We start from the raw sequence: 13,513 nt of genomic DNA on the forward strand, positions 1-13,513 counted from the left end.
ACTGAAAATCCTCGTGTCGGCGGTTCGATTCCGTCCCGAGCCACCATTTGTTTTTAAGTACCGTGGAGGGCTAGCGAAGTGGCCAAACGCAGCAGACTGTAAATCTGTTCTCTTACGAGTTCGGTGGTTCGAATCCATCGCCCTCCACCAGTTTTCTCGAGCCATTAGCTCAGTTGGTAGAGCACCTGACTTTTAATCAGGGTGTCGAAGGTTCGAGTCCTTCATGGCTCACCACCCATAACGTCAATGAATCCGAGGCATAGGCCTCGGATTTTTGCTGTTTTTTCGCTTTTATTTCGCGAAAGCGGAGAATGGAGAGGGCGTCCTTAGGGGCAAGCTAACGGCAAAAAAATGTCGGGTGATCAGAATTGATACCTTTTATCGCAGCCGTTACCGCCTTCGTCATTGTCTTCGCTTGCGTTCCACTGGTGAGACGAATCGCTGTCCGCTTCGGCTTCGTCGACAAGCCGAGCGCGCGGAAAATTCACGCCAGGCCGATTCCGCTGCTCGGGGGCGCGGCCATTTATTTAGGCACTGTCATCGCGATGTTCATGTTCTCCGGCTTCACCCGATTGAGCGTTGCCATTATGATCGGCGGCTTACTCATTGTCATTATCGGACTGCTGGACGATACGGCAAAGTCGAAGGGATATGATTTTCCGGTATGGCCGCGCGTGATCGTATATGTGTCCGCCGCGTTCGTGTCGGTGCTTCTCGACATCAGGATGCTCGGCGTCACCGACCCCGGTCCCGGCGGAATGATCATGTTTCCAGTATGGGCGTCTGCGGCCGCGACGGTGCTGTGGATTTTTGCGCTTACCAATATGGTGAATTTCATTGACGGGGTCGACGGGCTCGCTGCGGGAGTTGCAATGATCTCGTCATTGACGCTATTCGTCGCGGCCATGATCAAAGGACAGTTCGAAACAGCGGTGCTGTCGATTATCGTACTGGGCGCCTGCACGGCATTTTTGACCTATAATTTTTACCCTGCGCGAATATTCATGGGGGATTCCGGTTCCGCATTCCTCGGCTTTACGCTCGCCGTCATATCGGTGAACGGAGCGTTCAAAAGCGCCACGCTGATATCGACGCTCATTCCGGTACTGGCGCTGGGCGTTCCGATCATGGACACGGTTATCGTCATGACGAGACGGTTTTTTGAAGGCAGGGGGCTCCATAAGGCGGATAATATGCACACCCATCATGTGCTCATGAGGTGGGGGCTGACGCAAGTCCAGACCGTGTCGTTCTTATATTTGCTCGCAGTCGTTTTCTCGTTGCTGTCCATCGTGCTGCTGCTCGCCTGGGGATGAGGCGCGCCGCCGTATATCGCTTGTCGTCACTATGATACAATTGGGACAAGCATGTCACGATGGGAGCTGCCGTTATGAACGTAATGACGCCATGGAAGACGCAATTGGAGCAGATACTTGAACTCCCGATCGATACGCGGACGCTTGCGGGAAGCGACTGGCGTGAAGACCTGGAGACGGCCGATCAGCGGGATACGCAGCCGCAACCCGGACAGCAATTTACGCTGAAGGACGGCAGTGTAAGGTTCGTGGTTAGAGCGGATGTGAGACAAGTGGAATTTTTCGATGTGGAAAAAGGCGCGCTAACCGATAAGGAACGGCGTTTCGTAGCCTGGATGCTTGAGCAGTTGAAGCCCGGCGCGCAGCACGCACAATCGACGGGTTCGGAGGCGGAGCGCAAGCATAGAGCGCTCGGCGAGTGGATGCAGGCCCAGCTTGAGGAAGGCAAGACGAAGGTGATTATACCCGAGGAGCATAATCAAGGCGGGCGTTTGTATCAGGAGATGGTTCCGTTTCTGCTCGTCAGTGAGCAGGAGGCAAAGAGAACGGGGTCGGGATACCGTGAATTGGAAAAGCTGCTTAAGTCGTTTTTCGAGGAAGAGGTTGTGCTTATTCCGCTTCAAGACAAGGAGTGGCTGATTCTGGGTCCCGGCTCCCTGGTGCATGACGAGCGGGACGGCCGCGGGGACGACGAGGAAGAGTCGGTAGAGGAGCAGTTGACGGGCATTTGTCTCGGATTGCACGACATGCTTGCCAGCGAATGGATCGGAGAATGCCACGTGGCCGTCGGTCTTCCGATCCGCCCGAACGAATCGGCAGTCGAGACGACCTCGGTGCTGCGTGAAACGATTATGCTGGGGCGCAAATTTCATAGCGGCGGGAACATCCATTTGCCGTGGATGATCCACCTGGAGCGATTGCTTGGCAGCATACCCGAAGCGCAGCGGATTCATTATATGGAGCAGATGATGAGCCGTTCGGACGTGCTCTTCGAGCCGGAAATCGTGGGGACGCTGGAAACGTATTTCAATATGAACTGCAATGTGAGTGATACGGCGAAAAAGTTGTTCATTCACCGAAATACGCTGCTGTACCGGCTCGACAAGCTGAAGCAGGACACGGGTCTCGATGTCAGGCTGTTCCGCGACGCGGTATTGGTCAAGCTCATATTGCTATTGTATAAAGTAACGAAAAGAAAGTAGTTTTTTTGTATGGTTTGTGTATTTCCATAAACGAGTGCCTGGGATAAACTAGGCTTAGTTAGGAAATCACTCGTTTAGGGGGAAATATCATGGCAGGCGTACGTTTAGAGCATGTCTACAAAAAATATCCCGGATCCGACAACGCATCCGTAAAAGACGTTAATCTGGATATCAAGGACAAGGAATTCCTCGTTCTCGTCGGTCCTTCGGGCTGCGGTAAATCCACGACGCTCCGTATGATCGCCGGTCTGGAAGAAATTTCAGAGGGCAAGCTCTTTATCGGTGAACGCTTGGTCAATGACGTTGCCCCGAAAGACCGCGATATCGCAATGGTATTCCAATCCTACGCCTTGTACCCGCACATGAATGTGTACCAGAACATGGCGTTCGGTCTGAAACTGCGTAAATTCAAGAAGGCGGACATCGATAAGCGCGTACGCGAAGCCGCCAAAATTCTCGATATCGAACACCTGCTCGAGCGTAAGCCGAAGGCGCTCTCCGGCGGTCAGCGCCAACGTGTAGCCCTGGGCCGCGCAATCGTCCGCGAACCGCAAGTGTTCCTGATGGACGAACCGCTCTCGAACCTGGATGCGAAGCTTCGCGGCCAGATGCGCGCCGAGATTTCCAAGCTGGCGAAACGTCTTGAAACGACCGTTATCTACGTCACCCACGATCAGATCGAAGCAATGACCATGGGCGACCGGATCGTCGTTATGAAGGACGGCATTATCCAGCAAGCCGCTTCCCCGGAAGAGCTTTACAACCATCCGGTCAACATTTTCGTAGCAGGCTTTATCGGTTCGCCTTCGATGAACTTCATCAAGGGCTCTCTGACGGAGTCGGGGGGAGTCGTATCGTTCAAGACGGCAGGCGTGAGCGTTACTCTGACCGAAGGCCGCGCGAAGATCGTGCGTGAGAAGGGCTATGTCGGCAAGGACGTCATCGTCGGCGTTCGTCCAGAAGACCTGCATGATGAGCCGGTATTTCTTGAAGCTTCCCCTGGAAGCATCGTTACGGCGAACCCTGAGGTTGTGGAAAACCTCGGCCACGAGAAAAACATCTACTTGAACGGAATCGGTACGGAGACGGTTATTGCTCGTGTAGACGGCCGTTCGGATGTCAAAGAAGGCAGCAACATCAAGCTCGCGATCGATATGAATAAGATTCATATGTTCGATATCCAATCGGAGCTGAACATTTTCGAAAGCTGATGCAAGCGCGCCCTGCGCGTCTGTCACGACAACCGTCCCCGACCGGGGGCGGTTGTTTTGGTTCTATATAAGCGCATCGTTGCTTTCCACGCATTATTTCGTTACGATGGAATCATTGAATTCATGACGAGAAATCCCAAGTGCCGGGTTTTCCGGTACGGACAACAAGGAGGCCACAACGTGCCTAAGTCGGTTAAAGTATCCGATCTGGTCCGGCAGTTCCAATTGGAGATCATCGCCGGGGAAGACGGATTGAAGCGCGGTATCGCCGTAGACGATCTGTATCGTCCAGGTCTGGAGATGGCGGGATATTTCCACTATCATCCGACGGAACGGGTGCAAATTCTGGGGAAAACGGAGCTGGCCTTTCTGGAAACGCTCGACAGCGCCGAACGCAATGAGCGGATGTCGCGGTTATGCGACGACGAAACGCCGTGCGTTATCGTGACGCGCGGCTTGGACGTTCCGAATGAGCTGATCGAGCAGGCGACGGCCAAAACGATACCGCTCCTTCGCAGCAATGCGGCGACTACCTATATGATCGGCCGGATTACAAACTTTCTGGAGTCGAGGCTTGCGCCGACGGCGACGATTCATGGCGTGCTGGTGGACGTTTACGGCATCGGCATGCTGATTACGGGCTCCAGCGGCATCGGCAAAAGCGAAACCGCGCTTGAGCTTGTGAAACGCGGTCATCGGCTGGTAGCGGATGATGCGGTGGAAATTAAGCAGACATCCGACGGACAGCTTCACGGCTCGGCGCCGGAATTGATCCGGTATTTGCTCGAAATCCGCGGCCTTGGGATCATCAATGTCATGACGCTGTTCGGCGCGGGCGCAATTCGTACGCAAAAGCGGATCAGCGTCGTCATCAAGCTGGAGAATTGGCAGCAGGAGAAGCAATACGACCGGCTCGGCCTTGACGAGGAATTGACCCGAATTATCGATACCGATATTCCGCTCGTTACCGTTCCCGTGCGACCGGGTCGTAACCTGGCGGTCATCATTGAGGTCGCTGCCATGAACTACCGCTTGAAACGGATGGGCTATAACGCGGCCCTGCAGTTCACCAACAAGCTCACCGAGACGATTTCGGAAGATATGGACGATTACGAATGACGTTACGAGAGGATGTCTAGTCAATGATAGGAATGAGAATCGACCCGGTCGCGTTTGCGTTCGGACCGCTGACGGTCAATTGGTATGGCATCATACTTGGCTTCGGCGCCTTTATCGGCCTTTTGCTGGCGATCAGGGAAGGTAAGAGGTTCGGCCTTAGCTCTGATTTTTTCATGGATATGCTGCTGTTTGGAGCGCCGTCCGCGATTATATCGGCACGAATCTATTATGTCGCGTTTCAATGGGATGCGTATAAGGACAACCCCTGGCAGGTTTTTGCAATTTGGAATGGCGGCATCGCGATTTACGGCGCGCTGATCGGCGCCATTGTGTGCGGGATTATTTATTTCCGTGCAAAAGGCTATAACTTCTGGCGTGTCGCAGATCTTTGCGCACCGGGGCTTATCGCCGGCCAGCTCATCGGCCGCTGGGGCAATTTTGTGAATCAGGAAGCATACGGGGGCCCTGTTGAAGAGAGCTTTCTGCGCAATACGCTGCGTCTCCCCGACTGGATCGTCAATCAGATGAATGTCGAAGGCGTATTCCATCATCCAACCTTTCTTTATGAGTCGCTGTGGAACGTAGCGGGCCTTCTGCTGCTGTTTGTGCTTCGCCGCCAATCGTTCCTGCGGGCAGGTGAGCTGTTCATCTCCTATTTCATCTGGTATTCGATCGGACGCTTTTTCATTGAGGCGCTTCGCACGGACAGCCTGGCGTTTCAAGGTCCGGAATGGCTGGCCTCGCTGGTCAATGGGTTATGGTCGCCGATGACGGCGGTGTTCGAGCAGGGTTATCTCGACCCGGCCTACGGCAATGTGCGGATTTCGCAGGTTCTGGCGCTGCTGTTGATTGTGGCCGGCATCGCGCTTATTATGATCCGGCGTGCGACCGGCGCGGCATCCGAGCGTTACAGCGATCCGATCATCAATCGGAAAACCGGCCTCCCCGCAGGTGTAACGCCGGAGCGGCTAACGACGTCGGCCGCCGGGGACGATACGATTCCGCTCATCATTCCATCGGTGGCCGAATCTGCGGTACCGTACGAAGCCGTTCGGGGAAGCGGCGGGCAGAAAGCGGCGAAGCTTGAGAAATCTCAACTTGAGGGCCAACGGAAAGGAAGCGGGCATGACGAATAAAATCACAACGGTACTGTTCGATCTCGACGGCACGATCCTCGACACGAACGAGCTGATCATTCAATCGTTCCTTCACGCATTGCAGAATTATGTCCCGGCCGAGTTCGGGCGGGAGCATATCATTCCGAGCATGGGCATGCCGTTAGTGTATCAAATGCAGCAGTTCTCCGGCCTGGAGGATGTGTCGCACATCGTAGCCGCCTACCGGGAGGTCAATCTGAGGCTGCACGACGAGCTGGTTCGGGCATTTCCTTTTGTTCCCGAGGTGCTTGAAGAGCTGCATCGATCCGGCATCAAGCTTGGCGTCGTTACGACGAAAATGCGCTTGACGACCGAACGGGGTCTCCAATACGTAGGCATCGCGGATTTCATGTCGTCGGTCGTTACGATCGACGACGTGCAGCATCCGAAGCCGCACCCCGAGCCGGTACAGATAGCGATGAAGGAGCTCGGCGCGAATCCTGCGGAAACGGTCATGGTCGGAGACAGCGTAGTCGATATTCAAGCCGCGAACGAAGCGGGCACGGTGTCCGTTGGCGTCGCCTGGTCGCTCAAAGGCGAAGATACGTTGCGCGAAGCGGGAGCGAAGCATATGATCCATGACATGCGCGAGTTGCTCGAGCTTGTTGGATTGGAGCGGGAGCCGCTTGAGAAACGTTGAACGATATCCGGTCGAAGGACCGAACGCGCTTTGGCAAATGTACCGGACCGTCAGCCGTTTTAAGGCGGTTCGGAACTTCATTTTCATCCAGGCGGCCCGTTATTGTCCTTCCCTGCCGGTGAAAAATTGGATTTACCGCAATGTGTTGGGCATGAAAGTCGGCAGACGGACCGCGTTTGCGCTCATGGTGATGGTCGACGTTTTTTTCCCGGAGCGCATCGAGGTTGGCGACAATTCCATCATCGGCTATAATACGACGATTCTGACGCACGAGTATTTAATTAAGGAGTATCGGCTGGGCTGGGTCAGAATCGGACACGGCGTGCTGATCGGCGCCAATACGACGATTCTGCCCGGCGTTACGATCGGTGACGGCGCAGTCGTCGCCGCAGGCTCGGTCGTTCACAAGGATGTGCAGGCAGGCGCGTTCGTGGGCGGAAATCCGCTTCGCGATCTGACAAACCGGACGTAACACGCAACCCTGACCGGGCGCGTGTCGCCTGCGGCAGTGGTATGAAGCGCTGGTCTGGCGCTGGCCGCAATGCTTGCGGTCTTGTTCCTGAGAGATTCGAGACGGGAGAAATGATAAGAATGGAGCGGTCTCGCCTTCCTTGACGAGACCGCTTTTTGCGTGATAAGATTACGTCTATCCACTTTATTTTGGCAGCATGGTAATATGGTAGCACTTTAATATAATAAAGTACATGTAGGTGAATAGCATGTCCAAACCCAAAGTATTTGAGAAACCAATCGGTGTGAAAGATTATTTGCCCCTTGCCGTATCCCGGCTGCGCCGCATTGAACGGCAGGCGCTCGATTGCATGAAGCGTTGGGGTTATGAGCAAATTATGACGCCGACAATGGAATATTACGATACGGTCGGCGTCGCCAGTTCGACACCCGACCAAAAGCTGTTTAAGCTGCTCAACAACCGCGGCACCACGCTCGTGCTTCGCTCCGACATGACGGCTCCGATCGCCCGGGTAGTGGCGTCGCTGCTGAAGGAGGAGCCTTTTCCGCTGCGGCTCTCGTATCATTCGAGCGTATTTCGCGCGATTGAGGAGGAGGCCGGACGCGAGTCGGAGTTTTATCAGACGGGCGTTGAGCTGGTAGGCGATCCGAGTCCGGAAGCCGATGCGGAGGTCGTTGCACTGGCAATCGCGTCCTTGAAGGCGTCCGGCGTCGACCGGTTCAAAATTGCGATCGGACACGTAGGCTTCCTTAACGGCCTGTTCGAGGAGACGCTGCGGGAACGCTTGGATGCGCAGGAGGAGCTGAAGGCTTCCCTGCTCGGCCGCGATTACGTGGGCTACCGGCAGAAGCTGAGCGATCTGTCGCTGTCCGAGCCGGTCATTAGGGAGCTGGAGGGCATCCTGCGGTTAAGGGGGGCCAAGGAAGTATGCGAGCAGGCGCTGCTGCTGAGCGGCAACGATACGGCGCAAGCGTCAATCCGGCATTTGTGCGACCTGTGGAACGTTCTGGAGGCTTACGGCGTAACGGAACATGTGCTGATCGATCTGACGATGATCGGCGACTTCTCTTATTATACGGGCATGACGTTCGAAGGTTATGCGGCCGATCTGGGCTTTCCGGTCGTCAGCGGGGGCAGATACGACAATTTGCTGACACAATTCGGTCGGCCGGCGCCGGCGACGGGCTTCGCGCTTAAGACCACCCGTATTCTCGAGCTGCTTGGCCAGGAGGCCGGCGAGGAAACGGAACGCATTCTGATCGGTTATGATGCGGAAGGTCGCATTCGCGCACTGGGCGAAGCCGGGCGCCTGCGTGCGGAAGGGCATATTGTGGTAACGGAACGGATGCAATCCTCCGAGCTGCGTCCGGATGCGGGCCATTCTTTCCCGACTGAGCATGACGGACACAAACTGATATATCGTGGAACGGCATACAGCCGGTTTGCGGGGTTTTTCGGCAGCGGAGCAGGTTCGGACGAGCATGGATCGAGCGGACAAGGAGGTGTCGGACGATGAGCGGAGAAGCAAGCGGACACGACATCTTGAAAGTAGCGATGCCGAAGGGGCGCATCTACAAGCAGGCATCGAAGCTGTTCCGTGAGGCGGGGCTAACGATTCCCGAGGATTTCGACGACACGCGCAAGCTGATTATCGAAGCTCCGGAAGCGCGTATGGTCTTCATTATGGCCAAGCCGGTCGATGTGCCCACGTATGTGGAATACGGCGTGGCCGATATCGGCATCGTCGGCAAGGATGTGCTGATGGAAGAGAACAAAGACGTGTACGAACTGCTGGATCTCGGCATAGCAAGATGCCGCATGTCGGTGATCGGGCTTCCGGATTGGAAGCCGGTGATCAACCCCAGAGTGGCGACCAAATATCCGAACGTGGCGTCGCAGTATTTCCGCGAGCAGGGGCAGCAGGTCGAAGTGATCAAGCTGAACGGTTCGATCGAGCTGGCGCCGCTGATCGGGCTTGCCGATCGGATCGTCGACATGGTCGAGACGGGACAAACGCTGCGGGAGAACGGTCTGGTGGAGATGGAAACGATCTTCGGCATCACAAGCCGATTGATCGCCAACCGTGTCAGCTACCGGATGAAAAACGAGTCGATTCAAAGCCTGTGCGATCGGCTGCAGCAGATGCTGACGGCCAAAGGGCTGGTTTGAAAGCCACTATCTGGTTATAGAAGGTATGCGCGAAGGGGGAATTTCCGTGCGGATCATTGCCGCTGATCGATTTGAGCTTAAGCGCGAGGTGGAATACGGGACACCGGAGCAGAATCAAGCGGTCCGGGAGATCGTCGAAGCGGTCCGGACCGAAGGGGATGCGGCGCTGCTGCGCTATACGGAGCGGCACGACGGGGTGCGGCTGCAAGCGGCGTCGCTGCGCGTGACCGAGGCCGAGATTACGGCGGCGTACGATAAGGTGGATGCCGCATTTCTGACGGCGATTCGTGAGGCCGCCGTCAACATCCGCGTTTTCCACGAGAAGCAGAAGCGCTATTCGTGGATGGATTTGCAGCCGGACGGCACGCTGCTCGGTCAGATGCTGCGGCCGCTGAAGCGGGTCGGCGTTTATGTGCCGGGCGGAAAGGCGGCCTATCCGTCTTCCGTCCTTATGAACGTCATTCCGGCCCAGGTGGCCGGCGTGCCGGAGATCGTTATGGTCACTCCGCCTGCGACGGGCGGCAAGGAAGGAATCGACCCGTATATCCTGGTAGCTGCCGCAGAGGCGGGTGTCAAGGAAATGTACCGGGTCGGCGGAGCGCAGGCTGTGGCCGCACTGGCGTACGGAACGGCGTCGATCCCGCCGGTCGATAAGATTTGCGGACCGGGCAATATTTATGTGGCTTTGGCGAAGCGGACCGTGTTCGGCGCGGTCGACATCGACAGCATTGCCGGACCGAGCGAGATCGTCGTGCTGGCCGACGAGACGGCGGATGTCGGGTATGTCGCAGCCGACCTGCTGTCTCAGGCCGAGCACGACGAAATGGCGTCGGCTATTCTCATCACGCCGTCGGCCTCCTTCGCCGATGGGGTCAAGGCGGAGGTCGAGCGTCAGCTGGCGCTTCTGCCCCGAGAGCCGATTGCCCGCAAGTCGATCGACGATTACGGCGCGATAATTATCGTGGGCAGTCTGCAGGAAGGCGTCGGCGTCATTAACCGGCTGGCCCCCGAGCATCTTGAGATTATGACCGCCGATCCGATGGAATGGCTGGGGCAGATCGAGAATGCCGGCGCCATTTTCCTCGGGGCTTACAGCTCCGAGCCGGTCGGCGATTACTTCGCCGGACCCAACCACATTATTCCGACCAATGGTACGGCAAGGTTCTCGTCGCCGGTGAATGTGGATGATTTCCTCAAGAAGTCGAGCCTGATCCGCTACAGCAAGGAAGCGCTGCTGGCAAACGGCGATAAAATCATCACCTTGGCGCGGCATGAAGGACTGGAAGCGCATGCGCGTGCGATCGAGATCCGGTTGGAGCGCGAGCGCGGCGGAAATTAGCGGCGGCGCCATGTCGCCCGCCTTAAATTGCCCGAGAGCGCTTCGCGGGAAGAATAAGCCCGGGGAGCGGCCTTACGCGGCTGCAGGGATCGCTATGGGCGAATAGGCAGCTGCACATTTTGCTGAGAAAGAAGGGTTAACGATGACGGAGCCCGTTAAACGCACGGCGGACATCGCCCGCAAAACGAACGAAACGGACATCAAGCTCGCCTTCAACGTCGACGGCAGCGGCCAGGCGACGATCGAGACCGATGTTCCGTTTCTGAACCATATGCTTGACCTTTTCACCAAACACGGACAGTTCGATTTGAAGGTCGAAGCCCGCGGCGACGTGGACATCGACGACCATCACACCGTCGAAGACATCGGCATCTGCCTCGGCCAGACGCTGCGCGAGGCGCTCGGCGACAAGCGGGGCATCAAGCGGTACGCGAGCGTGTTCGTGCCGATGGACGAGGCGCTGGCGCAGGTCGTGATCGATGTCAGCAACCGGCCACATTTTGAATACCGCGCCGAGTATCCGGCACAGACGGTCGGCAGCTTTCACGTCGAGCTCGTGCATGAATTTCTGTGGAAGCTGGCACTTGAGGCGCGCATTACGCTGCATGTCATCGTCCATTACGGACGCAATACCCATCATATGATCGAAGCGGTGTTCAAGGCGCTGGGACGCGCGATAGACGAAGCGACGACGATCGATCCCCGTGTGCAAGGAGTGCCTTCGACGAAGGGGGTGCTGTAGCATGATCGCTATCATCGATTATGGTATGGGCAATTTGCACAGCGTCGGCAAAGCGGTGGAACGTCTCGGTTACGAGGCGGAGTTTGCTTCCGACGCGCAGACGATTCTTGACGCCGACGGAGCGATTCTGCCGGGCGTCGGCGCATTCGGCGATGCGATGCACAATCTGCGCAGTACCGGGCTTGACGAGGTAACGAAGTATTATGCCCAATCCGGCAAGCCGCTGCTCGGCATCTGTCTTGGCATGCAACTGCTGTTCAGCGAAAGCGAGGAGCACGGCAGCAACCGCGGCCTCGATCTGCTGCCCGGCAAGGTCGTCCGCTTTCAGGGCGACTACAAGGTTCCTCATATGGGCTGGAACAAGCTGGATTTTCATCAGGAAAGCCCGCTGTTCGCGGGTCTTGACGAGGGTCACGTCTATTTCGTCCATTCGTTCCATGCCCGGCCGGAGCGGCAGGAGGACCTGCTGGCCACCACCGATTACTATCAGCCGGTGACGGCAATCGTCGGCCGGGGGCAGCTGTTCGGCATGCAATTCCACCCCGAGAAAAGCAGCGACCTCGGCATGCGGCTGCTCGGCAATTTTCTCGCGCTTACGGGAAGCCGTCAAACCGCCGAAGCCTAACGGCCCAACTATGGGACAGCAGGCGGGCAGTCGGCAGGCGGGCGCCTGGAAGCACCAGGCGCGAAAGGAGAACCATTCCATGTTGGCAAAAAGAATCATTCCATGCCTGGACGTCAAAGACGGCCGGGTCGTTAAAGGCGTCAATTTCGTCAACCTGCGCGATGCGGGCGATCCCGTCGAGCTGGCGGCAATCTATGACCGCGAAGGCGCGGACGAACTTGTATTCCTCGATATCTCGGCTTCGCACGAAGGCAGGGCGACGATGGTCGAGGTCGTGCGCAAGACGGCGGGCGAAATTACGATCCCGTTCACCGTCGGCGGCGGCATCGCGCATGTCGACGACATGAAGCGGCTGCTGCGCGCGGGCGCTGACAAGATCGGTATCAACACGGCCGCGCTCCGGAATCCGGAGCTTGTATCGGACGGCTCCCGCAAGTTCGGGGCGCAGTGCATCGTGGTGGCGATCGACGCGAAGTTCAATCCCGAGTGGGGCGAATGGGAAGTGTACACACACGGCGGCCGCAACGCGACCGGCATCAAAGCGCTGGAATGGGCGGCAAAGGTCGAACAGCTCGGCGCCGGAGAGCTGCTGCTCACCAGTATGGACGCCGACGGCACGAAGGACGGCTTCGACCTGAAGCTTACGCGCGCGGTATCCGATCTCGTATCGATACCGGTTATCGCCTCGGGCGGCGCAGGCAAGGTCGGGGATTTTTACGATGTGTTCCAGGAAGGGCGCGCCGACGCGGGCTTGGCGGCCACCATTTTTCACTATAAGGAAATGACCGTGCACGAGGTTAAGGACGATCTTCGGTTGAAAGGAGTGGAAGTGCGATGAGCGGATTGGCGCAAGGGTTGGAGGAACAAATCCGGTGGAATGAGGCGGGACTGGTGCCCGCGATCGTGCAGGACGCCGTCAGCAAGGAAGTGCTGATGCTGGCTTACATGAATCGGGAGTCGCTCGCCAAATCGCTGGCATCCGGCGAGACGTGGTTCTGGAGCCGCTCCCGCGGGGAGCTCTGGCACAAAGGCGCGACATCCGGCCATACGCAGCGCATCCGGTCGCTCCGGTACGATTGTGACGGCGATACGCTTCTTGTGCTTGCGGAACAGAGCGGAGCAGCATGCCATACCGGGAAATACAGCTGTTTCCACAACGAGATCGATCGGGAAGGCGTGACGACGGAGGCCGCGGAGCCGGCGCAGGACCGGTTCCGGATGCTGGCCGAGCTTGAGGCGATCATTGCAAGACGGTACGCCGAGCGTCCGGAAGGCACCTACACGACGTATCTGTTCGACAAGGGCCTCGACAAAATTCTGAAAAAGGTTGGCGAGGAATCGGCAGAAGTCATCATCGCGGCCAAAAACCAGGACAACGACGAGCTGCGCAGCGAAGCGGCGGATATGATTTTTCACCTGATGGTGCTGCTGCGCGAGCGGGGCTTGCCGTTCGATGCGATCATGGAAGAGCTCGGGCGCCGGCACAACAAGCCGACCACGAACAAAATGCGCTGAAGCAGG

Annotated in this window: 14 protein-coding genes and 2 tRNA genes; all 16 read left to right on the forward strand. The window is 57.2% G+C overall.

The genetic code is table 11. From position 1 onward, the window contains the following. Nucleotides 1-64 precede the first annotated feature (64 nt). Nucleotides 65-150, forward strand: a tRNA-Tyr gene (locus tag BG52_RS05200). 8 nt (nucleotides 151-158) lie between these two features. Next, nucleotides 159-234 (forward strand) — tRNA-Lys (locus tag BG52_RS05205). Between the two features lie 134 nt (nucleotides 235-368). Then, nucleotides 369-1,316, forward strand: a complete 948-nt coding sequence (locus tag BG52_RS05210) for an MraY family glycosyltransferase (protein WP_036666928.1) — start codon at nucleotides 369-371, stop codon at nucleotides 1,314-1,316. A 74-nt stretch (nucleotides 1,317-1,390) separates the two neighbouring features. Further along, the gene (locus BG52_RS05215; RefSeq protein WP_223298922.1) at nucleotides 1,391-2,518 is read left to right on the forward strand and encodes a PucR family transcriptional regulator; all 1,128 of its coding nucleotides are present in this window, start codon (nucleotides 1,391-1,393) and stop codon (nucleotides 2,516-2,518) included. Nucleotides 2,519-2,607: 89 nt separating this feature from the next. Next, nucleotides 2,608-3,729 (forward strand): ABC transporter ATP-binding protein, encoded by a 1,122-nt coding sequence (locus BG52_RS05220; RefSeq protein ID WP_036581896.1) that lies wholly within the window; start codon nucleotides 2,608-2,610, stop codon nucleotides 3,727-3,729. Nucleotides 3,730-3,909: 180 nt separating this feature from the next. Next, the gene (hprK, locus tag BG52_RS05225; protein ID WP_036581894.1) at nucleotides 3,910-4,848 is read left to right on the forward strand and encodes an HPr(Ser) kinase/phosphatase; all 939 of its coding nucleotides are present in this window, start codon (nucleotides 3,910-3,912) and stop codon (nucleotides 4,846-4,848) included. Between the two features lie 23 nt (nucleotides 4,849-4,871). Next, on the forward strand, nucleotides 4,872-5,984 hold the full coding sequence (gene lgt / locus BG52_RS05230) for a prolipoprotein diacylglyceryl transferase (RefSeq protein WP_081793607.1): 1,113 nt from the start codon (nucleotides 4,872-4,874) through the stop codon (nucleotides 5,982-5,984). After that, complete coding sequence (ppaX, locus tag BG52_RS05235; protein ID WP_036581892.1) at nucleotides 5,974-6,645, forward strand: pyrophosphatase PpaX; 672 nt, start codon at nucleotides 5,974-5,976, stop codon at nucleotides 6,643-6,645. The genes lgt and ppaX overlap by 11 nt, the downstream gene beginning before the upstream one ends. Continuing rightward, nucleotides 6,632-7,117, forward strand: a complete 486-nt coding sequence (locus BG52_RS05240; protein WP_036581889.1) for an acyltransferase — start codon at nucleotides 6,632-6,634, stop codon at nucleotides 7,115-7,117. The genes ppaX and BG52_RS05240 overlap by 14 nt, the downstream gene beginning before the upstream one ends. A 247-nt stretch (nucleotides 7,118-7,364) precedes the next feature. Next, the gene (locus BG52_RS05245; RefSeq protein ID WP_036581886.1) at nucleotides 7,365-8,633 is read left to right on the forward strand and encodes an ATP phosphoribosyltransferase regulatory subunit; all 1,269 of its coding nucleotides are present in this window, start codon (nucleotides 7,365-7,367) and stop codon (nucleotides 8,631-8,633) included. Further along, on the forward strand, nucleotides 8,630-9,286 hold the full coding sequence (gene hisG / locus BG52_RS05250) for an ATP phosphoribosyltransferase (RefSeq protein WP_036581884.1): 657 nt from the start codon (nucleotides 8,630-8,632) through the stop codon (nucleotides 9,284-9,286). Before BG52_RS05245 ends, hisG begins: the two co-directional genes overlap by 4 nt. Nucleotides 9,287-9,332: 46 nt before the next feature. Continuing rightward, complete coding sequence (hisD, locus tag BG52_RS05255) at nucleotides 9,333-10,625, forward strand: histidinol dehydrogenase (RefSeq protein ID WP_036581881.1); 1,293 nt, start codon at nucleotides 9,333-9,335, stop codon at nucleotides 10,623-10,625. Between the two features lie 142 nt (nucleotides 10,626-10,767). Further along, nucleotides 10,768-11,367, forward strand: coding sequence for an imidazoleglycerol-phosphate dehydratase HisB (gene hisB / locus BG52_RS05260; protein ID WP_036581878.1), 600 nt, complete (start codon nucleotides 10,768-10,770; stop codon nucleotides 11,365-11,367). 1 nt (nucleotide 11,368) lies between these two features. Next, entirely contained in the window at nucleotides 11,369-11,992 is a 624-nt protein-coding gene (gene hisH, locus BG52_RS05265; RefSeq protein ID WP_036581876.1) for an imidazole glycerol phosphate synthase subunit HisH, read from the forward strand. A 79-nt stretch (nucleotides 11,993-12,071) separates the two neighbouring features. After that, entirely contained in the window at nucleotides 12,072-12,830 is a 759-nt protein-coding gene (gene hisF, locus BG52_RS05270; protein ID WP_036581873.1) for an imidazole glycerol phosphate synthase subunit HisF, read from the forward strand. Beyond that, nucleotides 12,827-13,507, forward strand: coding sequence for a bifunctional phosphoribosyl-AMP cyclohydrolase/phosphoribosyl-ATP diphosphatase HisIE (gene hisIE / locus BG52_RS05275; protein ID WP_036581871.1), 681 nt, complete (start codon nucleotides 12,827-12,829; stop codon nucleotides 13,505-13,507). The genes hisF and hisIE overlap by 4 nt, the downstream gene beginning before the upstream one ends. The last annotated feature ends 6 nt before the right edge of the window (nucleotides 13,508-13,513 follow it).

The organism is Paenibacillus darwinianus (assembly GCF_000598065.1).
Taxonomy (GTDB): Bacteria; Bacillota; Bacilli; order Paenibacillales; family Paenibacillaceae; genus Paenibacillus_I; species Paenibacillus_I darwinianus.